Source organism: Streptomyces sp. NPDC085944, from assembly GCF_040686295.1.
Classification (GTDB): Bacteria; Actinomycetota; Actinomycetes; order Streptomycetales; family Streptomycetaceae; genus Streptomyces; species Streptomyces salinarius.
This window is the reverse complement of record NZ_JBFBJX010000010.1, coordinates 58,355-79,840: the sequence shown is the minus strand read 5'-3', so window position 1 is coordinate 79,840 and position 21,486 is coordinate 58,355. Positions and strand designations below refer to the sequence as shown.

25 protein-coding genes and 1 pseudogene are annotated in these 21,486 nt (G+C 71.8%); 5 read left to right on the top strand and 21 right to left on the bottom strand.

All coding sequences use genetic code 11. The annotated features are described in order from the left end of the window. Positions 1-495: 495 nt before the first annotated feature. From AB0P07_RS20830 to AB0P07_RS20810, 5 genes are all read right to left on the bottom strand, one after another. Positions 496-1,818, bottom strand: a complete 1,323-nt coding sequence (locus AB0P07_RS20830; RefSeq protein ID WP_365552593.1) for an HD-GYP domain-containing protein — start codon at positions 1,816-1,818, stop codon at positions 496-498. A 127-nt stretch (positions 1,819-1,945) separates the two neighbouring features. After that, entirely contained in the window at positions 1,946-2,257 is a 312-nt protein-coding gene (gene rsrA / locus AB0P07_RS20825) for a mycothiol system anti-sigma-R factor (protein ID WP_102928303.1), read from the bottom strand. Then, complete coding sequence (sigR, locus tag AB0P07_RS20820; RefSeq protein ID WP_003973756.1) at positions 2,254-2,937, bottom strand: RNA polymerase sigma factor SigR; 684 nt, start codon at positions 2,935-2,937, stop codon at positions 2,254-2,256. Before sigR ends, rsrA begins: the two co-directional genes overlap by 4 nt. Before the next feature lie 311 nt (positions 2,938-3,248). Beyond that, on the bottom strand, positions 3,249-3,905 hold the full coding sequence (locus tag AB0P07_RS20815) for an alpha/beta family hydrolase (protein WP_365552591.1): 657 nt from the start codon (positions 3,903-3,905) through the stop codon (positions 3,249-3,251). A 1-nt stretch (position 3,906) separates the two neighbouring features. Beyond that, positions 3,907-4,722: an SOS response-associated peptidase gene (locus AB0P07_RS20810; RefSeq protein WP_102928306.1), complete on the bottom strand. Its 816-nt coding sequence runs from the start codon at positions 4,720-4,722 to the stop codon at positions 3,907-3,909. A 104-nt stretch (positions 4,723-4,826) separates the two neighbouring features. Here AB0P07_RS20810 and AB0P07_RS20805 point away from each other — a divergent pair, with 104 nt between their 5' ends. The 4 genes from AB0P07_RS20805 to AB0P07_RS20790 all read left to right on the top strand — a co-directional run bounded on the left by AB0P07_RS20805 (position 4,827) and on the right by AB0P07_RS20790 (position 8,586). After that, on the top strand, positions 4,827-5,549 hold the full coding sequence (locus tag AB0P07_RS20805; protein WP_125628917.1) for a M50 family metallopeptidase: 723 nt from the start codon (positions 4,827-4,829) through the stop codon (positions 5,547-5,549). A 165-nt stretch (positions 5,550-5,714) separates the two neighbouring features. After that, positions 5,715-7,031: a 3-phosphoshikimate 1-carboxyvinyltransferase gene (aroA, locus tag AB0P07_RS20800; protein WP_365552589.1), complete on the top strand. Its 1,317-nt coding sequence runs from the start codon at positions 5,715-5,717 to the stop codon at positions 7,029-7,031. 12 nt (positions 7,032-7,043) lie between these two features. Further along, a complete protein-coding gene (gene rsgA / locus AB0P07_RS20795) occupies positions 7,044-8,057 on the top strand; it encodes a ribosome small subunit-dependent GTPase A (RefSeq protein WP_365552587.1) in 1,014 nt (337 codons plus the stop codon). Between the two features lie 205 nt (positions 8,058-8,262). Continuing rightward, positions 8,263-8,586, top strand: coding sequence for a multidrug efflux SMR transporter (locus tag AB0P07_RS20790; RefSeq protein ID WP_030400671.1), 324 nt, complete (start codon positions 8,263-8,265; stop codon positions 8,584-8,586). A gap of 11 nt (positions 8,587-8,597) precedes the next feature. Here the strand turns inward: AB0P07_RS20790 and AB0P07_RS20785 are convergent, their stop codons facing one another. Then, entirely contained in the window at positions 8,598-9,209 is a 612-nt protein-coding gene (locus AB0P07_RS20785) for a TetR/AcrR family transcriptional regulator (protein WP_365552586.1), read from the bottom strand. Between the two features lie 194 nt (positions 9,210-9,403). On the opposite strand from AB0P07_RS20785, the gene hisN reads away from it, so the two are divergent. Further along, complete coding sequence (gene hisN, locus AB0P07_RS20780; protein ID WP_125628920.1) at positions 9,404-10,204, top strand: histidinol-phosphatase; 801 nt, start codon at positions 9,404-9,406, stop codon at positions 10,202-10,204. Positions 10,205-10,235: 31 nt separating this feature from the next. Here the strand turns inward: hisN and AB0P07_RS20775 are convergent, their stop codons facing one another. The 15 genes and pseudogenes from AB0P07_RS20775 to AB0P07_RS20705 all read right to left on the bottom strand — a co-directional run bounded on the left by AB0P07_RS20775 (position 10,236) and on the right by AB0P07_RS20705 (position 21,469). Further along, positions 10,236-11,477 (bottom strand): site-specific integrase, encoded by a 1,242-nt coding sequence (locus AB0P07_RS20775; RefSeq protein ID WP_365552583.1) that lies wholly within the window; start codon positions 11,475-11,477, stop codon positions 10,236-10,238. A gap of 79 nt (positions 11,478-11,556) precedes the next feature. Beyond that, positions 11,557-11,793: a helix-turn-helix domain-containing protein gene (locus tag AB0P07_RS20770; RefSeq protein WP_365552581.1), complete on the bottom strand. Its 237-nt coding sequence runs from the start codon at positions 11,791-11,793 to the stop codon at positions 11,557-11,559. A gap of 431 nt (positions 11,794-12,224) precedes the next feature. After that, on the bottom strand, positions 12,225-13,700 hold the full coding sequence (locus AB0P07_RS20765) for an ATP-binding protein (RefSeq protein ID WP_365552579.1): 1,476 nt from the start codon (positions 13,698-13,700) through the stop codon (positions 12,225-12,227). Positions 13,701-13,702: 2 nt separating this feature from the next. Then, on the bottom strand, positions 13,703-14,554 hold the full coding sequence (locus AB0P07_RS20760; protein WP_365552577.1) for a bifunctional DNA primase/polymerase: 852 nt from the start codon (positions 14,552-14,554) through the stop codon (positions 13,703-13,705). A gap of 88 nt (positions 14,555-14,642) precedes the next feature. Then, positions 14,643-14,897 (bottom strand): hypothetical protein, encoded by a 255-nt coding sequence (locus AB0P07_RS20755; protein WP_365552576.1) that lies wholly within the window; start codon positions 14,895-14,897, stop codon positions 14,643-14,645. Next, entirely contained in the window at positions 14,843-15,289 is a 447-nt protein-coding gene (locus AB0P07_RS20750) for a hypothetical protein (RefSeq protein WP_365552574.1), read from the bottom strand. Before AB0P07_RS20750 ends, AB0P07_RS20755 begins: the two co-directional genes overlap by 55 nt. Positions 15,290-15,304: 15 nt before the next feature. After that, a complete protein-coding gene (locus tag AB0P07_RS20745) occupies positions 15,305-15,772 on the bottom strand; it encodes a hypothetical protein (protein WP_365552572.1) in 468 nt (155 codons plus the stop codon). A gap of 207 nt (positions 15,773-15,979) precedes the next feature. Then, a complete protein-coding gene (locus AB0P07_RS20740) occupies positions 15,980-18,100 on the bottom strand; it encodes an FtsK/SpoIIIE domain-containing protein (protein ID WP_365552570.1) in 2,121 nt (706 codons plus the stop codon). 107 nt (positions 18,101-18,207) lie between these two features. Then, the gene (locus tag AB0P07_RS20735) at positions 18,208-18,525 is read right to left on the bottom strand and encodes a hypothetical protein (RefSeq protein WP_365552568.1); all 318 of its coding nucleotides are present in this window, start codon (positions 18,523-18,525) and stop codon (positions 18,208-18,210) included. Between the two features lie 32 nt (positions 18,526-18,557). Next, positions 18,558-18,746 carry a hypothetical protein gene (locus tag AB0P07_RS20730; protein WP_239081349.1) on the bottom strand — a complete coding sequence of 63 codons (189 nt, stop codon included), beginning with the start codon at positions 18,744-18,746 and terminating at the stop codon, positions 18,558-18,560. Then, positions 18,734-19,300: a hypothetical protein gene (locus AB0P07_RS20725; RefSeq protein ID WP_365552943.1), complete on the bottom strand. Its 567-nt coding sequence runs from the start codon at positions 19,298-19,300 to the stop codon at positions 18,734-18,736. Before AB0P07_RS20725 ends, AB0P07_RS20730 begins: the two co-directional genes overlap by 13 nt. Continuing rightward, positions 19,284-19,652, bottom strand: a pseudogene (locus AB0P07_RS20720) (DNA cytosine methyltransferase); the annotation flags it as partial. The gene AB0P07_RS20725 and the pseudogene AB0P07_RS20720, both read right to left, overlap by 17 nt. Before the next feature lie 47 nt (positions 19,653-19,699). Next, positions 19,700-20,590, bottom strand: a complete 891-nt coding sequence (locus AB0P07_RS20715; protein ID WP_365552566.1) for a DUF2637 domain-containing protein — start codon at positions 20,588-20,590, stop codon at positions 19,700-19,702. Further along, the gene (locus AB0P07_RS20710; RefSeq protein WP_365552564.1) at positions 20,587-20,856 is read right to left on the bottom strand and encodes a DUF6284 family protein; all 270 of its coding nucleotides are present in this window, start codon (positions 20,854-20,856) and stop codon (positions 20,587-20,589) included. Before AB0P07_RS20710 ends, AB0P07_RS20715 begins: the two co-directional genes overlap by 4 nt. Before the next feature lie 184 nt (positions 20,857-21,040). After that, positions 21,041-21,469: a protein kilB gene (locus AB0P07_RS20705; RefSeq protein WP_365552562.1), complete on the bottom strand. Its 429-nt coding sequence runs from the start codon at positions 21,467-21,469 to the stop codon at positions 21,041-21,043. Positions 21,470-21,486: the final 17 nt, after the last annotated feature.

Below are 21,486 nucleotides of genomic sequence, written 5' to 3'. Positions count from 1 at the left end.
CGGAAGGACGTCACGGCACACCCCCACCCGCGCGCACCCCGCGCCCCGTCGCCGGGAACCGCCGGCCCGCGGGCCCCGTGCGCACACGGACGTCCCGCGCCGCCGCGCCCGCCGGGCCCGGCCCCCGACCGTGTGCGGCCGGCACCGTCCCCCGGTCACGCCCCGGCCGCCGAACGCACCGGAGACGGCCGACGGCACGCGTACGACGGGCGCGGCCCGGGTGACCGACCCGGCCAGGACGGCGGCCTTCGGGGCGGCGGGCCCGCCGGCGGCCGTCCGCAGGACGCCGGCCGCCCTCCGCAGGACCCGGACTCAGGACCGGGCCGAGGCACCGGACGGGCCGCGGACGCCAGACCCGGCGCGGGCGGCAGGCCCCCCGGAAGCGCTCGGCAGAGCACGGCCGAAGGACCGCACCAAGGCGCCCAACAGGTCGCACGCGGCAGACCCGGCACGGGCGGCAGGACCGGCGCAGGCCCGCCGAGGGCCCCGCCGTCCTCACGACGCCCCCCTGCCGACCCGGTCCCGCGCGCTGCCGCCCCCGCCCGGCACCGGATCGACGCGGGCCGGTGTGCCGTCCGCCGTCACCGACGGGCGCCAGCCGTGGCGGCCGAGGGCGTGGACCAGCGCCCGCACCATCCGCGGATCGAACTGCGCCCCGGCGCACCGCTGGAGCTCCTCCAGCGCCACCGCGACGGGACGGGCTCTGCTGTAGGAGCGCGTGGAGGTCATCGCGTCGAAGGCGTCGGCCACGGCCACCACCCGGGCCGACTCGGGGATCCGGTCACCGGCCAGTCCGTAGGGGTAGCCGCTGCCGTCCAGCCGTTCGTGGTGGTGGAGGACGGCGGCGCGGGCCTCTCCGAGGAAGCGGATGCCGCGCACCATCTCGTGCCCGTACTCGGGGTGCAGTTCGATCACCCGCCGCTCCTCGGGCGTCAGCGGCCCGTCCTTGCGCAACAGCCGGGTGGGGACGCCGAGCTTGCCCACGTCGTGCAGGATGCCGGCGAAGCGGAGGGTCTCGACGCGTTCGTCGTCCATGCCCAGCTCGCGGGCGATCATCATGGAGGCCTGGCCGACGCGTTCACTGTGGCCCCGGGTGTACCCGTCCTTGATGTCGACGGCCTGCACCAGCGCCCGGATGGTCGCCTGGTGCGCGGCCCGCTCGCGGTGGTACTGGGCGAAGGCCCACCACGCCACGCACATCGGCAGCAGCACGAGCAGGGCGGCCACCGGACCGTACGGGCTGCGCCACAGGACCGCCATCATCAGCCCGGCGAGCCCGTGCACGGCGATCGGCGCGAGCGACCGGGAGAACAGACCCCGCCAGGCCCGGCTCGGCGGCACGCGGTCGGCCAGGGTGAGGATCCCGCCGTCCAAGGCGGTGAGCACCAGGCAGAACGCGAGGACGGCGGCCCCGGCCGGCACGAGGGCGTAGGGGAAGGCGGGCTCCACGACCGCGTCCCGGCCGCCGAGCCGCCAGTGGACGCAGGCGGCGGCCCACACGGCGAGGGTCAGCTGCGTGGCCCGCCACACGCGCCGCAGGCCGAACGGCCGCCGGGGCACCGGGGACATCAGGGCCCCGGGCAGCGCCACGAGCGCGGCGGCGGGCGGCGGCAGCAGGAAGGCACCGGCGAGCAGGACGGGGTAGCAGGTTCCCACGAAGCGGGACCGCGCGACCAGCTCGGATCCCGCGTACAGCCCGGCCAGCAGCAGCACCGCCCACCAGGGCGCGCGCACCGACGGCAGGGGCCGCAGGCAGAGCAGGGCGACGAGGGCGACGCAAACGACGTACGCACGCGCGCGTGCGGGTACCGCGTCCATGAGCCCCTCCCCGGCCACGCCTGTAAGGCTCGGAGCCTAGGGCGGCGACGGGGAGGTCGCGGGCAGATAACCCGCGGATTAGCACGTACGAGTGAGGTACGAAGGACTCGCAACGGCTGAGGGCGGCTCAGGACTCCTGCGGTGCCGAAGGTGTGGCCGTGACGTCGTGCTCGGGCACGGACTGCCCGGACCGGATCAGGTCCAGCCGTCCCATGACCTTGGAGCGCAGGTCACCCGGCACGTCGTCCTGGCCGCAGCACCGCTTGACCAGCTTCTTCACGGCCTGCTCCAGCCCGTACTTCTCCAGGCAGGGCGAGCACTCCTCGAAGTGGTGCTCGAACTTCACGCAGTCCGAGTCCGGCATCTCTTTGTCGAGGAACTCGTAGAGATGATCGAGGATTTCGCTGCAATCCGTCTCGTGCGGCTCTCCGCAGCTCATGACCCCGAGCCTTTCGCTTCGTTCGACTCTCCGGCGCCGGCGGGGACCAGACCGCGGTCGCGGGCGTAGTCCTCCAGCATGCCGCGCAGCTGACGGCGTCCACGGTGCAGCCGGGACATCACCGTACCGATGGGTGTCCCCATGATGTCCGCGATCTCCTTGTAGGCAAAGCCCTCGACGTCCGCCAGATACACGGCGATACGGAATTCCTCGGGGATCGCCTGGAGCGCCTGCTTCACGTCCGAGTCGGGCAGGTGGTCGAGCGCCTGCGACTCCGCGGAGCGCAGACCCGTCGACATGTGCGACTCGGCACGCGCGAGCTGCCAGTCCTCGATCTCCTCGGCCGCGCTGCGCTGGGGTTCGCGCTGCTTCTTGCGGTACGAGTTGATGAAGGTGTTGGTGAGGATGCGGTACAGCCACGCCTTGAGGTTGGTGCCCTCGCGGAACTGGTGGAAGGACGCGTACGCCTTGGCGTAGGTCTCCTGCACCAGGTCCTCGGCGTCGGCCGGATTACGCGTCATGCGCAGCGCTGCCGAGTACATCTGGTCGAGGAACTCCAGCGCGTCCCGCTCGAAGCGCGCACTGCGCTCGGCGGTCGACTCCGCGCCCGTACCCCGGCCCTCGGGCTGCTCCGCCTGGCCGTGTTCGGTCCCTGCGTCGGTCCCAGTGACCGGACCCACCTCCTCCAGTGTTGTCGTGAAACCGAGAGCGGTCTCACTCGAATCGGAGGATAGACGACGATCCGGTCCGCCCGCCGCCCGAATAGGGGCGGTCTTGGCAGCATGCAGCACGGTCCAGTCCAGGTCGGCGCGGCTGCTGCGACCCGAATCCGACGCTTCCGGGCGCAGCCCGTCCACGGGGTGGTGGTGGGAGACGGGAGGGCAGAAGGCTGAACCCATGCGGCGGACTTCCTCTCCTACGGCGTCGGTGCTGATTCTCAGCAACGTATGCACCGCACAACAGCGGCCGTCCGCCGGTCATTCCCGGGTGTTCAGCCGAGTGAGCGGGTCCACTTCAGGACGCCGTCGGTGATCAGCTCCAGCGCCTGTTCCTGGCTGATCTCCGCCCGCTTGGGCACGGCGAAGCCGTGGTCCGCGTACGGCACCCCGACCAGGTCGTAGGCGCCCTCGGGTGCCGCCGGGAACTCCGCCGGCTTGCCGAAGGGGTCGTTGCCGCCCTGGACGACGAGGGTGGGCACCCCGGCCCCGAGCAGCTCGGCGGCGCGGGACTTCTCCGGCCTGCCCGGCGGATGCAGGGGGAAGCCGAGGGCGAGCACGGCCTGGGCGCCCAGTTCGGCCGCGGTGCGGCAGGCGACCCTGGCTCCTGCGCTGCGGCCGCCCGAGATCACCGGCAGGCCGGGCGCGGCGAGCGCGGGCCAGATGCCCCGCCAGCCGCTGTCCAGGGTCTTCGGTGCGGGCGCCAGCTTCTTGCCGGCCACCCGCCAGGGCTGCTCCACGAGGGCGACGCTCACTCCGTGGGCCGGCAGGGCGCCGGCCAGGGCTTGCAGGCCGCGCGCCTCGATGCCGCCGCCGGCGCCGTGGCTCACGGCGAGGACGAGCCGGGGCCGCCTCGCCGGGTGCCAGGTGATGCGGGCGGAACCGGCCTCGGTGTCGATGGTTTCGGTGGTGGCGGTGGGGTCGCTGGTCACGTCAGAAGAGTGTGCCCTCTTCCGGTGCCTCCAGCTCCTTGAGCAGCTCCGGCCCGTTGTTGCGGACGTTGCTCACGGCCGTCGAGACGGGGAAGGCACGCATCAGACCGGTGGGCGGCGGCGCCAGGAGGGAGGTCAGCTCGTCGGGGTCGGTGCGCGCCGGGTCGAGCCAGTCGTCCCAGCGGTCCGGCGTCAGCATCAGCGGCATCCGGGGGTGGATGTCGGCCAGGGCGTGCGGGCCGTCGGCCGGGGCGACGGCGAGCGGCGCGGTCTCGGCCTCGGTGGTGATCACCGAGCACGTCACCCACCAGGCCTGCGGGTGGTCGTCGGGAAGGGTCCGGTCCCGCCAGAACTCGTAGAGCCCGGCCATGGCGAACACGGAGCCGTCGGCGGGCGTGACGAAGTACGGCTGCTTGCGGGGCCGCTTCTTGCGCCCTTCGACCTCCAGGTCCCGCTCCTGCTTGCCGGTGACCCACTCGTAGTAGCCGTCGGCGGGCAGGATGCAGCGCCGGGTGCTGAAGGCACGGCGGTAGGAGGGCTTCTCGTGGACGGTCTCCGCGCGGGCGTTGATCATGCGGGCGCCGCCCTCGGGCGTCTTGGACCAGGAGGGGACGAGGCCCCACTTCAGCTTCCGAAGCTGGCGAACCGGCTTCGGGTCCTCGACGTCTTTCAGAGGACGGTCCAGGACCGCGTAGACCTCCTTGGTGGGGGCCACGTTGTAGTCGGGCTCCAAGCTCTCCTTGGGCTCCCACTTCTCGATCTCGAAGATTCCCGCGAGATCCTCGGGTCGACGACTCGCCGCATACCGTCCGCACATACGTGCCACACTGCCAGGCCCACCCGTCTCCCGACCACCACCCCTCGATGAGGCGCTGCGCGCCACACCCGCAAGTCTGCTAGTACGAGGAGCCCTCCCCGAACATGGACCACCTCGCGACGGCCTCGCTCACCTCCCTGTGGGACGAGGTCTCCGGCACCCAGCCCGATCCCGACCTGTGGGTGGTGATCGCGACCCTGGTGGCCGCGCTCGCCGTCGTCGTGACGCGCGGGTCGTGGCGGATAGCGCGCAACGCGATCACCATCGCCCACGAGGGCGGTCACGGACTGGTGGCCCTGCTGACCGGGCGCACCCTGACCGGGATCACCCTGCACTCGGACACCAGCGGCCTGACCGTGAGCCGGGGCAAGCCGCACGGCCTCGGGATGATCCTCACCGCCGTCGCGGGCTACACCGCTCCCCCGCTGCTCGGGCTCGGTGGCGCCGCGCTGCTGGCCGCGGGGCGCATCACGCTGCTGCTGTGGCTGGCGACGGCGCTGCTCGTGGCCCTGCTGGTGATGGTCCGCAACGCCTACGGGGTGCTGACGGTGGTGGTCACCGGCGGCACGTTCGTCCTGGTGTCCTGGCTGGCCGGGCCGCAGGTGCAGGCGGCGTTCGCGTACGCGGTGGTCTGGTTCCTGCTGCTCGGCGGGGTGCGCCCGGCGTTCGAGCTGCAGGCCAAGCGGGCGCGGGGCGGGGCCGGGGACTCGGACGCGGACCAGCTGGCGCGGCTGACACACGCGCCGGCGGGGGTGTGGTTCTTCCTCTTCCACGCGGTGTCGCTGTGCTCGCTGATCGGCGGCGGACGCTGGCTGCTGGAGCTGTGAGGCGTGAACCTCCGGTGGCGCCCGAGAGGAAGCCCCCCGGCGACCGCAGAGGAAACGTCCCGGCACCCGCATATATGCACGGCAAGTGCACTGTCGTGGTTTCGGTCAGGTTTCGCCGCTTTTGATCAAGATCTCCGGCCGTCCCCAGCCATTAAAGTGGGGCCCATGACCGTGAATCCCGCGCACACCGCCCTCTGGCCCGCCCCGCACGCGAGCGGAGCCGTCGACGCGACCGTCCACGTGCCCGGGTCCAAGTCGGTCACCAACCGCGCCCTGGTGCTGGCCGCCCTCGCCTCCGAGCCCGGCTGGCTGCGCCGCCCGCTGCGCTCCCGCGACACCGTGCTGATGGCCGAGGCGCTGCGCGCGATGGGCGTCGAGATCGAGGAGGGCGTCGGTCCGGACGGCACCGGCGAGTTCTGGCGGGTCATCCCGGCGGGCCTGCGCGGCCCGGCCACGGTCGACGTCGGCAACGCCGGCACGGTGATGCGCTTCCTGCCTCCGGTCGCCACGCTCGTCGACGGTCCCGTCCGCTTCGACGGCGACCCGCGTTCGTACGAGCGTCCGCTGCACGGCGTGATCGACGCGCTGCGCGTGCTGGGCGCCCGGATCGACGACGACGGGCGGGGTTGCCTGCCGCTGACCGTGCAGGGCGGCGGCGCCCTGGAGGGCGGTCCGGTCGAGATCGACGCGTCGTCCTCCTCGCAGTTCGTCAGCGCCCTTCTGCTGTCCGGGCCGCGCTTCAACCAGGGCGTCGAGGTGCGCCACACCGGCTCCGCGCTGCCGTCCATGCCGCACATCCGGATGACCGTCGACATGCTGCGCGCGGTCGGCGCCCAGGTCGACACCCCGGAGTCCGGCGGCGAGCCGAACGTGTGGCGGGTCACGTCGGGCGCCCTGCTCGGCCGGGACCTGACGATCGAGCCGGACCTGTCCAACGCCCAGCCGTTCCTGGCGGCGGCCCTGGTGACCGGCGGCAAGGTCCTGATCCCCGACTGGCCGTCCCGCACCACGCAACCCGGGGACCGGCTGCGCGAGATCTTCACCGAGATGGGCGGCTCCTGCGAACTGACGGACTTCGGGCTCGTGTTCACCGGATCGGGCGCGGTCCACGGCATCGACGTCGACCTCGGCGAGGTCGGCGAGCTGACTCCGGGCATCGCGGCCGTCGCCGCCCTCGCGGACTCCCCCTCGACCCTGCGGGGCGTGGCCCACCTGCGGCTGCACGAGACGGACCGGCTGGCCGCGCTCACCAAGGAGATCAACGAACTCGGCGGTGACGTCACCGAGACCGCCGACGGCCTGCACATCCGCCCGCGCCGACTGCACGGCGGCGTGTTCCACACCTACGAGGACCACCGCATGGCCACCGCCGGCGCCGTCATCGGCCTCGCGGTCGAGGGCGTGCAGATCGAGAACGTGGCGACCACCGCCAAGACCCTGCCCGACTTCCCCGACCTGTGGACCGGGATGCTCGGGGCGTAGGGACGGTTCGCCATGCGCCGCTACGGCAAGCACACCGACGAGGACGACATCCGCACCCGCCCGAACCGCAAGGGCAACCGGCCGCGCACCCACATCCGCCCCAAGCACGAGGACGCCGCGGCGGGCCTGGTCCTGACGGTGGACCGCGGCCGGCTGACCTGCCTGGTCGAGGACCGGGTCGTCATGGCGATGAAGGCCCGTGAGCTGGGCCGCAAGGCCGCGGTGGTCGGCGACCGGGTGGCCCTGGTCGGCGACCTGTCCGGCAAGAAGGACACCCTCGCGCGCATCGTCCGCATCGAGGAGCGCACCTCGGTACTGCGCCGTACGGCGGACGACGACGACCCGTACGAGCGCGTCGTCGTCGCCAACGCCGACCAGCTCGCCGTCGTCACCGCCCTCGCCGATCCCGAGCCGCGCCCCCGCCTCATCGACCGCTGCCTGGTCGCGGCGTTCGACGGCGGCCTCACCCCGCTGCTCGTGATGACCAAGTCGGACCTGGCACCGCCGGACGAACTCCTGGAGCTCTACGGCGCCTTGGACATCCCATACGTCGTCACCAGCCGCGAGGAGCTGGAGAACGGCGCGGCCGCGGACCTCGTGCGCGAGCACCTGGACGGGAAGATCACCGCTTTCGTCGGCCACTCCGGCGTCGGCAAGACGACCCTGGTCAACACCCTGGTGCCGGAGGACCGCCGCCGGGTGACGGGGCACGTCAACGCGGTGACGGGGCGCGGCCGGCACACCACGACCTCGGCGCTCGCCCTGCCGCTGTCCTCGGCGGAGGGCGGCTGGGTCGTCGACACCCCGGGCGTACGGTCGTTCGGGCTGGCGCACATCGACCCGTCCCGGGTGATCAACGCCTTCCCCGACCTGGTGCCGGGCACCGAGGGCTGCCCGCGCGCGTGCAGTCACGACGAGCCCGACTGCGCGCTGGACGCCTGGGTCGCCGAGGGGCACGCCGACCCGGCCCGGCTGTACTCCCTGCGCCGGCTGCTGTCCACACGGGAACGCAAGGAAGGCGACTGACCACCGCGTTGTTTGCCATGCGGTGCGGCCGGTAAGTGCATAATCGCACCAAGCCGCAACCAAGCCCGAGCAAAACCCGGCGAAGTCGTTGCCCGGCGAAGTCGTTTGCCGGGCGGGGGCTTTGCCGGACGAAGCCACTGATCGACATCTGAGCGACACCGATCGACACAGCGGTCACGGTAACGGGACTACGGGAGGACGAGACATGGCGTGGCTGCTGGTCATAGTGGCCGGAGTGCTCGAGACCGGCTTCGCCGTCTGTCTGAAGCTGTCGCACGGATTCACCCGGCTCTGGCCAACCATCGCCTTCTGCGCCTTCGCGCTGGGCAGTTTCGGCCTGCTGACCATGTCCCTCAAGAAGCTCGACGTCGGTCCCGCCTACGCGGTGTGGACCGGCATCGGCGCGGCGGGCACCGCCATCTACGGCATGGTCTTCCTCGGCGACCTGGTCTCGACCCTGAAGATCGTCTCGATCAGCCTCGTCATCATCGGTGTGATCGGGCTGCAACTGTCGGGCTCGGCCCACTGAGCCGAGCGCCGCTACGCCGTCGGCCGGGGAGGCAGGGCGGCGCGCAGCAGGTCGGTCACCCCGCCCCGGGCCGGCGGCGCCGCGACACAGGACAGGGCGAGCCGGACGGCCAGTTCGCAGGAACGGGCCAGCTCGGCGACGTCCGGCGGCGGAGGCTGGCCCGCCGCGTGGAGCACGGCCACGGCACGGTCGCGGACGAGGCTCACGAAGTCGCCGGGCGAGGGCAGCGGACCGTCGGCCCGCCGCTGGGCCGGCACGGCAGAGGAGGAGGGCACCGCCGTCAGGGCCGGCGAGGGCAGCCGCTCGCTCCAGCAACCGGTGAGCATGGCACGGACCAGGGCGTTGTCGTGAGCCGCCGCCATCATCCACTCGGCGGTCGCGGCGAGCCGCTCGCAGGGGTCACCGGCCCCGGACAGCGCCCGGTCCACTCCGGCGAGATAGCCGTCGGCCTCGCGCCTCACCAGCGCCCGGGCGAGGCCCTCCTTGCTGCCGAACTCGTTGTAGAGCGTCTGCCGGGACACCCCGGCGGAGGCGGCCACGTCCACCATCCGCACGGCGGACCACGGCCGGCGCGCCAACGCCGTACGGGCTGCGTCGAGCAGGGACTCCCGGGCTGCAGGCACCCTCGCCTCCCTCGGGCCGAGCGACTTGCCGCCAGTCATACCGAGCGACTCGTTGCCAGATTTGACGGGTATGGGGGCACTGTCAAGGGTTGTCGCACCCGCTGAGCGGGGTCCCCGCACCGCCTTCCCGCGCTCCGCCACGCCCGCCAAAGCCCTGGTGGCCCCGGCCCGCCCAGGACAGATAGCGTGACGGCATGCCCGATTACCTCGACGACCTCCGCCTCGCCCACGTACTCGCCGACGCCGCCGACGCCGCGACGATGGACCGCTTCAAGGCCCTCGACCTGAAGGTCGAGACGAAGCCGGACATGACCCCGGTGAGCGAGGCGGACAAGGCCGCCGAGGAACTCATCCGCGGTCACCTCGCCCGGGCCCGCCCCCGTGACTCGGTCCACGGCGAGGAGTTCGGCGTGGCGGGCACCGGCCCGCGCCGCTGGGTCATCGACCCGATCGACGGCACCAAGAACTACGTGCGGGGCGTCCCCGTCTGGGCCACCCTCATCGCGCTGATGGAGGCGAAGGAGGGCGGCTACCAGCCGGTCGTCGGTCTCGTCTCGGCGCCCGCCCTCGGCCGTCGCTGGTGGGCGGTGCAGGACCACGGCGCGTTCACCGGCCGCAGCCTGACCTCCGCCTCCCGGCTCCACGTCTCCCAGGTCTCCACGCTCTCCGACGCCTCCTTCGCGTACTCCTCGCTGAGCGGCTGGGAGGAGCAGGGCCGGCTCGACGGCTTCCTCGACCTGACCCGCGAGGTGTGGCGCACGCGCGCGTACGGCGACTTCTGGCCGTACATGATGGTCGCCGAGGGCTCGGTCGACATCTGCGCCGAACCCGAGCTCTCCCTCTGGGACATGGCGGCGAACGCGATCATCGTCACGGAGGCCGGCGGCACCTTCACCGGCCTCGACGGCCGCCCCGGCCCGCACAGCGGCAACGCGGCGGCGTCGAACGGCCGGCTCCACGACGAGTTGCTCGGGTATCTCAACCAGCGCTACTGAGCGTGATTACGGCTTGACCTGCGCGTTCCCCTCATTTCGCAGACTCATGGGCCGTCGTGGGGCCGTCATCAGGGTGAGAGTCGCCCTCGAACGCCCGGTTCACCGCCTCCCGCGTCCGCTTCTCACTGCTCGGCATCAGGTGCGTGTAGGTGCGCAGGGTGAAGCCTGGGTCATGGTGGCCCAGGTACTCCGACAGGGCTTTGATGCTCTCTCCCGCGTCCAGCAGAACGGACGCGTAGAAGTGCCTGAGTGCGTGCATGCCGTTCTCACGGCCGCGCGGCACACCGGCCGCGTCGAGAGCGGGCTGCCACGCCTTGGTGTTGAAGACGGTACGGATCACGGCCCGTCTCTCGGCGTTAGGGAAGAAGACGGTTGCCGTGGTGGGCGGTCCATCGACTGACCGCCACGGCAACGTCACAGCAGCAGGCGGATGCTGCACGGAGTGAGTTTCAAGGGCCCGAGCGACCGATTCCGGCAGAGGTACCGTGCGGGTTTTGCCTCCCTTAGGCAGGGCGAACACCGGCCGTCCGTTGATGAGCTTTACCTGCCGGACGACATGAATCACGCCCTCGACGAAATCCACGTCTTCAACTGACAGCCCGAGCACTTCGCCCTGCCGCATGCCACACCCGCCGGCAACGTCCACCATGGCCCGGTACCGTCCGGGCAGCGCCGAACGCACCGCCAACACGCGCTCGCGGGACCACGGAACGAGGCGCCGGAGTTCGGGCTTTGGCGCCTTCACGGATGACGATCGGCACGGATTTTCGGGGATCAGCCGATCATCGACAGCCGCTCCCAGCATCGCGTTCATGTTCGCGAAAATCACCCGCTGATAGGCGGGGGCAACTCCGCCATCCTGAAGTTTCCTCAGCCACTCACGAATGTGGACGGGCCTCAGCGAGTCGAGCGATCGGCTGCCGAGGTGCGGCAGGACGTGCAGGCGGATGCGCTGCTTGGTACCCACGAAGGTTCCAGGGTCCTGAGTGAGCGACGCCAACCAGCGATCGGCATGCTGCCGGACTGTGAGCCGCCCGGCGCGCGGGTCGATGTACTGGCCGCGTGACATATCCGCCTCAATCTGGGCCAGCCACTTCTCGGCGACGCGCTTTTGTCCATCTGGGAAGCTCTTCGACTTCTCGGTGCCGTCAGGGCTGACGTACCGGGCCCGGTAGCGCATGCCGGTCCCGTGGCGGTCGGTCTTGACGCGGGCGGTCTTGCCGTCGGAGCGGGTCTCAGTCTTGTACCAGCGGTCTTGAATGTGGCCTGCCATGCGGCGGCGGTCCTCTCTCGACAGGCAGCAGGGAGAGCCGCGGGCGGCGGCTCTCCCTGCTGTGTCCGGCGGTGACGGGTCAGGCGGCGGTGCCGATGTTCTTGCAGCTGGTGACGTACGCACGTACGTCGGCGGGGTCGTAGCGGACGTACTTGCCTATGCGGAAGCCGGGCGGGCCGATGCGCTTCTTACGCCACTGGTAGACGGTTTCCTTCGGAACCTTGAAGATCACCGCGATGTCGTCGGTGTCGAGGTACCGGTCCGGAAGGCCGCCCCGGAGAGTGGCGCGGGGGTCTAGGTCGGTCGGCTTTGCCATAAAGACTCCAAGCGGGAGGGCATGGCTGCGTGTGTCCGAGGTCTGGATTTCTGCGTCACTGCGTCAAACGCGTCATGCGGGCCTGTGACCTGTGGGTTTGCGTGACTCGGCGGTGTCGGGTGTCTGTCACGGCCGGGTGCGTGTGTCACTCGGCCGTGACGCGGGTGACGTGGTGTGACGCAGGTTTCGGGCGTCTGTGTCACGCTCGTTCGCGCAGGTCAGGGGCCGTCATGGGGGTGACGGATGACGCGGTGACGCAGGGGCTCTCTCTTAGGACAAAAGAGAGGGGGTGGTTGCTGTTGTGTGCGGCTGCGGTGTTGAAGAAGGAGCCGCTTCGCGGCGCGTTCTTGGGCGGCTGTCGCCGAACAGCAAGAGGAGCACCAGGGCGGCGGGTGCTCCTCTTGCTGTTGGTGCGGCCGAGAGCGCCCGTGTCAGTGCAGGGAGCCCTGTTGGTGCAGGGGCTCGGGCACGGGCCGGGTCATGGAGATGTAGCGGGCGGCGCTGGTGCGTCCCCAGTCGATGACCACGCCACGGGCGGCGAAGGTGGGCTGGAGGCGCTTGAGCCGGTCGGAGAGGACTTTGCCGGTGGTGGGCCACCCCTTGGGCAGGGGGCGGCAGTCCTCCCCGCTGTGGAGGCGGCTGAGGCAGTCCAGCCATTCCGAAGAGGTCATGCGCTGCTCTGCGCCCGGTTCGAGCCCGGCGGCGTGGTGCAGCACGGTCTGTGCCAACAGGTCGCCCTCGATCACGTCGTCGTTGAGGTCGTCGAGGCTGGCCCGGTAGGCGGGCAGGGAGGCGAGGCCGGTGGCCGTGTCGAACTGCGCGCACAGGTGGGCGAAGTCGGCCATGCGCAGGTCGGTGGGCGTGGGGGCGGTTGCGGCCCGGACCTTGACGGTGAGGTCGAGGAGCGAGCCGAGGATGACGGGCAGCGCGGCGGTGAAGTCGGCCCACAGCTCCGCCTCGGTGCGCCGCACCGTCGGCCGTTCCAGACGAAGCGGCAGGAGGCGTTCGGCGAGGTCGGGCCGGATGACACCGACGTCGATGCCGGTCAGCAGGAGGGGGCGGCGGTAGCGGGAGCGGTACACGTCGCCGTCGCTGAACAGGGCGCGCTTGATGGACTCGGCTCCGGTGACGATGCAGCACATGAGGTCGGACAGGTCGGGGGCCAGGTGGGAGAGGTTGTCCAGGGCGGTGATCCAGCCTGCAGCCACGGCGGTGATCAGGCTTTCCTCGTCCTTGGGGGCGCGGCGCAGGTCCCCGGTCATGCCCTCGATGATGCGCACGAGCATGCGGCCCGCGGTGGACTTGCCGGCGCCCTGGGGGCCGGTGAGGAACGGCGCGGGGACGGGAACGCCCGGCTCCAGGCAGCCGACGAGCCAGGCCAGCGCCAGGCATTCGGTGTCCGGGGTGGCGAAGTTGGTCAGCCTCAGCAGGGCGTCGATGCCCTGCCCGGCCGTGTCCGTGGCGGGCAGGGGCAGTTCGCCGGTGAGCTGGGTGCGCCGCCAGCAGACCTCTGCGGGGTCGGGGACGGCGATGGTCCAGCCGGTGGGGTGGATGCGCACGGACTGGCCGTCGTCGCGGCCGAGGTCCAGCCACGTGGCCCCGTCGGCCCCGGGGGCGACGCGGATGTGGGTGGCCTGCACGTCCTGGGAGAGGGCGAGTGCTTCGATCAAGTCCAGTGCCTCCTTCAAGGCAGTGCCGTTGAAAACGCCGACCCCGTCCCTGAACAGGCCCACCATGAGTTCCTGCCGGTGGCTTCCTGTGGTGCCCTGGGAGCGGATGGGGCGGGCCACGGGGTGGCCGTTGCGCTGGGCGTAGACGGTGCCGTCGACGGTGCGGAAGTAGCGGAAATGGGACTGCGCGTACTCGGTGATGACCTCGCGGCCCGGCGTCTTCTCGTCCTCGGACACGGTCACATCCCCAAAGCGGTCAGGGCGTTGGTCCACGCGTCCGTGCAGTGCCGGGCCGTCTCGCCCTTGGCCTGCGCGGCGGTGAACAGCCGGGCGACGTGGGTGTCGGTGAGGCAGCCGCACCGGCCGTGCCTCGACAGCACCGCGAGGAACGTCCGGTACACGGTCGCGTGAACCGCGCTGGACGCCTCCGTGATGCGCTGCTCCGCCATCGCGACGCCCCGTTCCAGGAAGACGGGCGTACGGTGCGGACACTCCCCCTGCCCGCCCCTCACGAGCCCTGGAAGCGCCTGAGGCGCCCGGAGGGCGGGGGACGGCTCCTTTACTGCCAGGGCGCGCACCGCGTCGGGGAGAGCGGCGGCGGTGCCGGTGCCGGGTCCGAGCCAACGGGCGTATGCCATGGTCGACTTGATGTCGACACCGGGCCGTACCGCGTTCAGGGACCGCATGGCGCCCCGGTAGATCCAGTGTTCGCCGCGCGTCGTGGGCACGATGCGGGTGGCGGGCAGGGCGGTACGGGCCCAGGCGATGGCGTCCGCGTCGTCGAGGTCGAGGACGGTCAGTCCGGCGCCGCCGGGGTGGTAGGCGACGCACACCGCCTGCCGCCATGCAGCAGCCCACGCCGGGGAGACGATGACGGCCGGATCGGTGGTGGCGGCGGCCCATCCGTGGCAGGGGGCCGCGCACCGGCACGGGCCGGGCACCTTCATGTTCGGGCGGCCGTCGCACGCGTTGTCCGCGCAGGCGGGGCAGTTGCCGAACGGGACCTTGCCCCGGCGCAGGGGCAGCACCGGCACGCCGGACGCGGCGAGACTCAGCGCCGCGTGCTGCGGAGAGAGCGTGGGTTGCGTCATGCTGGGGTATCTCCAGTTCCTTGATGGGTTCTGGCGAGCAAGGGCGGCCCCGTCTTCATTGGCGTGAGGGGGGCCGCCCTTGGCGTAGCTAGAAGGGCGGTTCGTCGCTGTAGCCGGTCGGTGTGCGGCGCGGCCAGCGCGGCAGGGGCAGGAGGATCACGGCCCACTGCGTCCAGCACGGGCAGGACTCCCACTCGGTGCCGGCGTACTCGCCGGTGTGGTCGCCGTAGTGCCGCGCCATGCCGCCCTCTCCCAAGCAGTCGGGGCAGTCGGGGCGGGGCGTGTCGGTCAGAGCCAGAGCCCGGCGGGGGCAGTGAGTGACCTTGATGCGGAGTCGGAACACGGGCTGGTCTCCTCGGTCGGCCGTAGAGGGCAGGGGATGCCTGCGCGGGGGCAGGTGATCAGGGCCCGCGCGATGTAGAGCCCGGCGGCCGACCAATAGCCCCACACCACATCCGTGGCCCGGTCGAGACAGCCACGGGCATAGGCGAGTTGGACGCTCGCGGGCAGGTCCCGGGGGCTGCGGGGGAAGGCGTCCAGTTCCGCCCGCAGCCACCCGTAGGCGTCCTGGCCGGTATCGGGGGCGGGGTAGGTGGCGAGCCGGAGCCGGGCGGGTTTGAGCAGCCAGTGCCCGACGTCCATGGGAGGGAGGGGAAGGGCGGGCTTGCGGCGGTCGTTGTCCGGCGGCCGTTGCCTGCCGTTCCACGCGTAGGCGTGCCAGTGGAGCCCGGACATGCGTCCTGCCCCCGGTCAGTGGTGGAAGTGGTTGCGCTTGATCACGGCCTTGCGGATGTTCACCGTGGTCCCGCCGCCCCGGTGACCGCTCGCGCTGAAGATCTGCACGGCGATCCATCCGCCGAAGATCACGGCGGCCAGGATGATGAGCTGGGTGATGAACGCGGTGAGTGCGGCGATGAATGAGGTGAGCAGGACCAGGCCGCCGCACACCGCGAGGAACCCGGCGCCGCCGAGGGCGACATTCACGGCCGTGCGGGAGACGGCCGGTTTGGCGGCGGCCGGTTCGGGCTGGGCGGGGTTGATGGCGTAGCCGGTGACGACGCGGCCGTCGGGCAGGACGATGCTCGCCACGGCCGGGACCGTGCCCGGCTGGACCGGCACGACCGGCGCCGACACCGGCGCGGCGGGCGGGTATGGGGTGGGCTGGTGGACTTCCACGGCCTGCTGTGCGGGCACGTGCGGGGTGTGCTCGGGGTACATGCGGAATCCCTTCCGGCCGTTGGCCAGGGAGGCAGAGACACCCCCTGCCGGGGGCGCTGTGGAGGGGTGCTCGGGGGGTGTGACCTGCGTGCCTCCCTGACTCCCTGGACGATCATTCGTGCAGGTCAGGGCCAGGGAGGCGGGTCAGGGAGGGGGTCAGGGAGTTCTCCCTGCCTCCCTGCCCCGCCGGTCGTTCGCTCCCTGCCGTCAGTCGGCGGAAGCGGAACCATCCGTGTCGCGGTTGGCGAGGGCGCGCACCACGCGGTCGCGGGCCACGCACATGACGCCGTCGGACTTGTACGGGCTGGCGTCGGCGTCGTCGAGGACGCGCTTGAGGTCGAGGAACGACCAGTCGCCGTAGGCGCCCGCGTTCCGCGCGGCGAGCCGCGCGAGCACGTCCTTGGTGCGCACCCGCGGGGCGTCGCCGATGACGGCGGCGATGTCGGCGAGCGGGTCGTGCTCCGCGCTGCGGTCGAGGGCGTGCAGGGTGGTGACGCCGTCGCGCAGTGCCTTGGCCCGGTCGGTGATCGCGGCGGCGGCGTCGTCGTCGATGTAGTGCGTGCGGACCGTGATGGAGGACTGGCCCGCCGGGATGCTGATGCCGTCGGAGGCGACGACCAGGGTTCCCCGGTCCAGCCCCGGACGCAGCAGGTTCGGCGCCGCCCCGCCGTCGACCGCCTTGTCTCCGAGGGCCATGCGTGCCTGGGACTCGGTGCCCAGGGCGAGGGAGGCGCGGGTGTGGGCGCCCTCCCGCACGAGCTTGGGGAGGTTCTCGTTGGTCGGGTCCTGCGTGCCCTGCCACATCAGCACGTTGACCGCGCGGCCCTGGTTGTGGATCTTGCGGACGGCCATGAAGTACCGGGAGTCGGCCTTGGCGCCGCCGTAGGGCCGCTTGTCCTTGCCCGTGCCCTTGGCGGGGCACATGAACGCGACCTGCGCTTCGTCGACCAGCACGATGAGCGGCGGGAACACCGTGCCGGGCGGCGCCTGGAGCCGACGGTTCATCTCGTCGACGGCGCCCTCGACCATCTCGGTCACCTGGATGACGTGCTCATCGGTCGGGCCCTGGATCAGCGTGGTGGCGAGGCCGTCGAACATGTTCCAGTCGCCCGCGCCCTTGAGGTCGCCCATGAGGAACTGCACGGACTTGTCCAGGGACAGCCACAGTGCGAGGGAGCGCAGGGCCACGGTCTTGCCCTGGTTCGACAGGCCCGTGATGAGCAGGTGGCGCTGATACAGGCTCAGCGCAGCTGCGTCGCCGCGCAGGTCCTGCCCCCACGGGGCCTTGCCCTTGGTGTAGTCGGCGGTCATCGTGTCGTCGGTGACCAGCGGCGACGGGCCGATCGGCTCATCGAGCGCTCCGGAGTCGGCCACCCACAGCCGCACTGTCCGGGCGGCCTGGGGGATGGTGATGAACACCTCGTGTTCGTGCCGGGTCAGGTTCTCGGCGAGCTTGCGCCGCTTGGCCTGCACCTCGTTCGTGGCCACGCCGGAGGGAAGGGTCACGTCGACCTCGACACCGCATCCGGCGATGCGGATCGGGCCGAGCATCGAGGCGCCGGCGTCGCCCATCTCCTTGATGGCCCGGGCCAGGGCCGGGACTCCGAGGTCGCGCAGGGCCTTGACCACGATGGACGGCGTGATCGGCTCGCCCTCGCCCGACCGCACGTTGGCGGGCAGGGCCCAGTTCGGGGCGGCGTGCTGCTTGCGGCCGACCGACCACAGGGCGAGCAGGGCGAGGAACGGGCCGATCGACAGGGCCGGACCCCAGACGACCTGGACGATGCGGATGAGCAGGGCGATGAAGTCGACCGTTGCCGACAGCGGGGTGATGACGTCTCCGACGTGGCCGGTGCTGATGGCCATGACGACGCCGAGGGCGACCAGGCCACCGATGCTCATGCCGGCGCCTACGGCGACGCCCTTGGCGGCGTCGACCGGGGAGTGCAGGAGGTCCATGCGGCGGTGGTGGCGGGCGGCGCGGAAGCGCTGCAACCGCTCCTCCCACTCCTCGGCCGCTTCCAGGTTCCCGGCGGCTTCCGCCGCACGGATCATCCGCTCGTACCGCGAGCCGGTACGGCCGTCCCACGCCCGGCGGGCCACGATCCGCCCGCCGTTGAAGGTGTAAAGGCCGTGCCGGGCCGTCGCCCGCACGGTGGCCCGGGTCGATTCGTGCCTGGCGGCCGACTTCACGGCGCGGCCGGAGCGCACCCACAGCGGCACCGGGCGAGCAGGCGGCGCGTCCGGCACCACGGTGAGCACGGTGGGGGCGGTGTCGGCGGTCGGGGGGTCGGTGGGCTTGTGGAGGTGAACGACGTTCTCAGACATGCTGAGAGTGCTCCTGACTGCCCTGATCAGGGCGGGAGTAAGGGAGTGAGCCGGGGTGGCCGTGTCCGTGGAAAGTCCCGGTCACCCCGGCGCGGGAAACGGGCTGGTCAAAACCAGCCGGACGACTTCTTGGCGGCCTTGCCCTTGGCGGCCTCGGTGAGGAGCCGCTGACGCTCGCCGTGCAGAGCGGTCAGTTCCGCGTTCAGCCGGATCTCGGCCGAACTGGCGGTGGTCTCCAACTGCCTCTCGGCGCGGCCGGTGCTCCGGCCGCGTACGACGCGGTAGGAGCCGCCGACGGCGGCGCGGGCCATGGCCCGGCGCTCGCTGCCGTTGAGCGGCCACCACTCGCCCCGGCGGACCGCGTCGAGCTTCTTCTGTGTCGCCTGGATCGCGCGGTCCAGGCGGCGGATGTCGGCGTTGCGCATGGTCGGCTTCTCCTCGAAGGGTTCGGGACGCCTCAGGCGGCCGTGCGGGAGGGGAGGGCGGCGGGGGCGAGGAAGCGCAGCGCGGCCGTGGCCTGTTGCGGGACCACGCCGTTGCCCAGCGCTTTGAGCTGTGCGGAGCGGGACAGGCCGGGGACGTCGGTGACGTGCCCGGCGGGCAGGCCCATGAGCCATTCGACGAAGGCGGGGCTCAGCCGTCCCACAGCGTCAACTGGCCCGGGGGCGGGGCGCTGGAGGACCGCCTCCCACCGCGCGACCGCCTCGCCGTACTCGCCCCACCCGACGCCACCGTCGGGAACGCGCTCACCGCCACCTCCGGCAGATTCGCCGTTCCGGACTGCACCCGCCGGTCCGTCGCTTCCGTGCGCGAGACCGCGCCGTTCGAGCCGTCCGTGGCCCGCGGGGTCGGCAGGAGCGAGCCCATCTCGGCGGCCAGGCTCTTGCCATGCGTGCCCGCTTCCTGCGAGGGGCTGCGTTTGGTCTGCCGGTTCTCGTTCTCCGACGCGCGCGGGGTCGGCAGCAGCGAGACGACGTGGCGCAGGTTCATCCCGCCCTGCGCCGCGTGTCCGGCTCCGGTGTTCTCCGAGGTCGACGGGGTCGGCAGGAGCGAGCCGACGGCGGTCGGAAGCTGCCCGCGCTGCCCGCCGCCCCTCCAGTCCCGTGCCGCCGGAGTCGGCAGGCCAGGCGAGGACGAAGAGCCGTTTGCGCTGGTGAGCCGCTCCCACGTCAGATGCGCGAAGAGTGCACCACCGCGCATCGAACCCGAGGGCGGCAAGATCTCCAAGCACGGTGTCGAATCCGAGAGAAAGGTGCCCTGCGACGTTCTCAAACACCGCGAGACGGGGTCGTAGAACCCCAAGGGCACGGGCGATGTCGGGCCAGATGTGCCGCTCATCAGCGACTCCCTTCCTCTTGCCGGCAGAACTGAACGGCTGGCACGGGTAGCCGCCCGTCACGACGTCGACCGGCTCCACCTCGCCCCAGGAGGCGGCGGTGACGTCGCCCAGGTTCGGCACGTGCGGGTGGTGGTGGGCGAGGATCCGGCAGGCTCCAGCGTCGTTGTCCGCGACCCACGCCAGCGAGCCCCCGAAGACCGCCTGGACGGCCATGTCCAGGCCGCCGTAACCGGAGCAGAGCGAACCGATCCGCAGCCCGCTCACGCCGCCGCCCCGGCGCGCTCCGCCCGCAAGGTGTCCCGCAGCGCCCGCGCGTTGACCGGAGACGTACGCACCGCCCGCCGGATGCCCTCGGCGGTCACCTTCGCGTCCGGCCAGTCGGCCGTCACCGCCCGCGCTTCGGCGAGCAACTGATCCGGCGTGCGCTTCGGCCGACTCGACTTCGCCACCGCCGGGACACGGCCCGTCGCACGGCGCGGCCGGGCCGACTCCGCCGCCACCGCACGCCGCTCGACCGGCGCGACCGGGGCCGGGGCGATCGAGGGGGACGGCTTGACCGGGAGAGTCGACTTGAGGAAGCCGACGGCCACCGGACGGGGCAGCGCCACCGCGTTCGGGGCGATCGGCGCGGGAGTCGATACCGGCAGGTCAGCCGTAGACCGTTTCATTGCGATCTCGGTAGATTCCTCCGCATTCGTGCTCACGGTGGGGATCGGGGCGGGGCGGTGGTGCAGCACCTTGGCCACGAGGTCGGAACCGAAGTAGATCGACCCGACCGGCAACGAGGTGGCGAGCAGGACCAGGGCCCAGTTCGCCGGGTCCCAGTTGGCCAGTCGCCCCCAGTCGACCGTGCGGCCGTGCAGCTCCGGGACCAGACCGTGCACGTAGTTGAGGACCAGCGACGCGACCGTGTACGCCCCCAGCACGCGCAGGGCGAACGTGCGGTCGCGGTCGGCCAGTACCAGGGTGGCGATCAGGGCGAGTGCCATGAGGCCGTCGACCACGAACGGGTACAGCATCGCCGCCGTGTCGTCCGCACCGACCGCGCCGGCGATGTCCCGCAGCGCGTTCCACGACACCCGGAACGCCATACCGACCACGGCGACCAGGGCCAGCACCAGGGCGGCACGCCCCTTGCGGTGAAGGTTCATGCCGCACCGCCGGGCAGGCGCGTGCTCGCCGTGCGGTTGACCAGGGCGGCGCGGGCGGCGAGCGCGCGGCGGCGGGCCCGGCGGGTGCGGCGGTCGTCCAGCTCGGTCGGCGTGCGGTCGAGGGTGACGATGTACGCGTCCAGCAGGTCGACGTCCGCGAGGATCACGGGCATCTCCTGCTCGATCGCGTCCAGCTCCGCGTTCGTCGGCTCCATGAAGTCGGCGAACGCGGTAACAGCGTCCTGAACAGTGACGATGGGATTCATGGGTCGTGGTCTCCCTAGCAGGTGAAACGGCCCGAACAGCACCCCCGGAGTTGCCTCTCCGGGGGTGCGCGCCGTTGTGGTGGGAGCCGCACGCGAGTGGTGCGGCGGGCGCCCCGGGCCGGATTCGATCCGGCGCCGTCACGGCCCCGCCAGGTGCGGCGGGACGGGGGCAGGGGGAAGGAGGTCAGAAGAGCTTGGAGGCGTCGGCGACCAGCCGTTCGCATGCCGTGATGGCCTCATCCCGCGCGCCGTTCAGCGCCTGCGGGGACGCGGCGCCGCGCATCCGGTAGGTGGCCGTCGCCGCTTCCTGTGCCGACCGGGTGAGCCCCGGAGCCAGGATCGCGAGCGTCGTCAACGGCGCGGTCAGTGCGCTGCGGGTGCCGTGACTCTCCGCACGCGCTACCTCGTAGGCGGAGGTGTCCGCGCCGGACAGGCGCAGGTCCTCACGCATCCACATCGCACGGCGGTGATCCGCCAGCGCCACTGTCAGCGCCGTTACAGCGGTCAGCCGGTCACGGCGTGCCGCCGTGCGGTCGGAACCACGCTGCTGCACCAGGTGAGTGGCCATGGACCCCAGCAGCGTCCCTATTACCGCGATCACGCTTGTCCACATGAGAGCCCCCTCCGGGT

What these genes read in the sequence shown, in the direction of transcription:
- rsrA (WP_102928303.1), bottom strand. Translation starts at nt 2,257, where the DNA reads ATGAGCTGCGGAGAGCCGCACGAGACGGATTGCAGCGAAATCCTCGAT.
- rsgA (WP_365552587.1), top strand. Translation starts at nt 7,044, where the DNA reads ATGCGCCGCTACGGCAAGCACACCGACGAGGACGACATCCGCACCCGC.
- AB0P07_RS20740 (WP_365552570.1), bottom strand. Translation starts at nt 18,100, where the DNA reads ATGTCTGAGAACGTCGTTCACCTCCACAAGCCCACCGACCCCCCGACC.
- AB0P07_RS20735 (WP_365552568.1), bottom strand. Translation starts at nt 18,525, where the DNA reads ATGCGCAACGCCGACATCCGCCGCCTGGACCGCGCGATCCAGGCGACA.
- AB0P07_RS20790 (WP_030400671.1), top strand. Translation starts at nt 8,263, where the DNA reads ATGGCGTGGCTGCTGGTCATAGTGGCCGGAGTGCTCGAGACCGGCTTC.
- AB0P07_RS20745 (WP_365552572.1), bottom strand. Translation starts at nt 15,772, where the DNA reads ATGTACCCCGAGCACACCCCGCACGTGCCCGCACAGCAGGCCGTGGAA.
- AB0P07_RS20715 (WP_365552566.1), bottom strand. Translation starts at nt 20,590, where the DNA reads ATGAACCTTCACCGCAAGGGGCGTGCCGCCCTGGTGCTGGCCCTGGTC.
- AB0P07_RS20830 (WP_365552593.1), bottom strand. Translation starts at nt 1,818, where the DNA reads ATGGACGCGGTACCCGCACGCGCGCGTGCGTACGTCGTTTGCGTCGCC.
- hisN (WP_125628920.1), top strand. Translation starts at nt 9,404, where the DNA reads ATGCCCGATTACCTCGACGACCTCCGCCTCGCCCACGTACTCGCCGAC.
- AB0P07_RS20775 (WP_365552583.1), bottom strand. Translation starts at nt 11,477, where the DNA reads ATGGCAGGCCACATTCAAGACCGCTGGTACAAGACTGAGACCCGCTCC.
- aroA (WP_365552589.1), top strand. Translation starts at nt 5,715, where the DNA reads ATGACCGTGAATCCCGCGCACACCGCCCTCTGGCCCGCCCCGCACGCG.
- AB0P07_RS20705 (WP_365552562.1), bottom strand. Translation starts at nt 21,469, where the DNA reads ATGTGGACAAGCGTGATCGCGGTAATAGGGACGCTGCTGGGGTCCATG.
- AB0P07_RS20760 (WP_365552577.1), bottom strand. Translation starts at nt 14,554, where the DNA reads ATGACGCAACCCACGCTCTCTCCGCAGCACGCGGCGCTGAGTCTCGCC.
- AB0P07_RS20805 (WP_125628917.1), top strand. Translation starts at nt 4,827, where the DNA reads ATGGACCACCTCGCGACGGCCTCGCTCACCTCCCTGTGGGACGAGGTC.
- AB0P07_RS20750 (WP_365552574.1), bottom strand. Translation starts at nt 15,289, where the DNA reads ATGTCCGGGCTCCACTGGCACGCCTACGCGTGGAACGGCAGGCAACGG.
- AB0P07_RS20770 (WP_365552581.1), bottom strand. Translation starts at nt 11,793, where the DNA reads ATGGCAAAGCCGACCGACCTAGACCCCCGCGCCACTCTCCGGGGCGGC.
- AB0P07_RS20725 (WP_365552943.1), bottom strand. Translation starts at nt 19,300, where the DNA reads ATGCGCGGTGGTGCACTCTTCGCGCATCTGACGTGGGAGCGGCTCACC.
- AB0P07_RS20810 (WP_102928306.1), bottom strand. Translation starts at nt 4,722, where the DNA reads ATGTGCGGACGGTATGCGGCGAGTCGTCGACCCGAGGATCTCGCGGGA.
- AB0P07_RS20710 (WP_365552564.1), bottom strand. Translation starts at nt 20,856, where the DNA reads ATGAATCCCATCGTCACTGTTCAGGACGCTGTTACCGCGTTCGCCGAC.